Origin of the sequence: Lysinibacillus sp. GbtcB16 (genome assembly GCF_019091145.1) — a bacterium.
Classification (GTDB): domain Bacteria; phylum Bacillota; class Bacilli; order Bacillales_A; family Planococcaceae; genus Lysinibacillus; species Lysinibacillus fusiformis.
Genome location: NZ_JAGXJV010000167.1, coordinates 1 through 390 on the forward strand (window position 1 = coordinate 1; position 390 = coordinate 390).

Annotated in this window: 1 protein-coding gene; it reads right to left on the bottom strand. The window is 41.5% G+C overall.

Features of this window, described 5'->3' with window-relative positions:
• Positions 1-390, bottom strand: a 390-nt coding sequence (locus KVT27_RS23855; RefSeq protein ID WP_217582097.1) for a M20/M25/M40 family metallo-hydrolase, incomplete at both ends; no start/stop codon positions are given.

Here is a 390-nt window from a genome sequence, read left to right on the forward strand (position 1 = left end):
AACACCTACAGGTATATCTTCATTTTCTAGCACCTTGCCTTGCTCAATATGCATTTCTAAATAAGCTTTAATGTCATTTCGTTGAGCATTAACTAAAGGATAAGGCGACAATTGGAATTCCTTCATAGCTTCTTCAATGGAAATGCCAGCCTCATCTGTGTGCTGTAATTGTTCCTCCGTTAAAAGCCCGGCCATCGCACTACTACCAAGTAGCCCAAAGCCAAATCTCGTTCCCTCCTCATCCTTAAAAGCGACAACTTGTATCTTTTTAGAGGGGAGTATTTGTTGCTCATACAACCTATTTACGACTTCAATAGCTGCCAATACCCCTAATGCTCCATCGTATTTGCCGCCTTCTGGTACTGTATCAATGTGTGAGCCTAGCATAAT